At 67.1% G+C, this 347-nt stretch carries 1 protein-coding gene; it reads left to right on the top strand.

Annotated features, from left to right (window positions below; translation table 11 throughout):
• Positions 1 to 347 (top strand): cobaltochelatase subunit CobN (locus SB751_RS28775; protein ID WP_410748882.1); only part of this gene is annotated, 347 nt, incomplete at both ends.

Raw genomic sequence — 347 nt, 5'->3', positions numbered from 1 at the left:
CAGGCCGCCTGGTCGCTCGGCCTGAAATCCGCGCAGCAGCTGATCGAGCGTCATCTGCAGGATCACGGCGACTATCCGCGCGCGGTCGGGCTGTCGGTATGGGGCACCGCGACCATGCGCACCGGCGGCGACGATATCGCCCAGGCGCTCGCGTTGCTCGGCGTGCGGCCGAAGTGGGCGCCGGGCAGCCACCGCGTGACCGATTTCGAAATCATGCCGATCGAGGTATTCGACCGGCCGCGTATCGACGTCACCTTGCGCGTGTCCGGTTTTTTCCGCGACGCCTTCGCGAACGTGATGCATCTGTTCGACGCGGCCGTGCAGGCGGTGGCCGAACTCGACGAACT

The organism is Cupriavidus sp. SIMBA_020 (genome assembly GCF_046535395.1).
In the GTDB taxonomy this organism is placed as follows: domain Bacteria; phylum Pseudomonadota; class Gammaproteobacteria; order Burkholderiales; family Burkholderiaceae; genus Cupriavidus; species Cupriavidus campinensis.
This window is presented reverse-complemented; position numbering and strand designations above follow the sequence as displayed.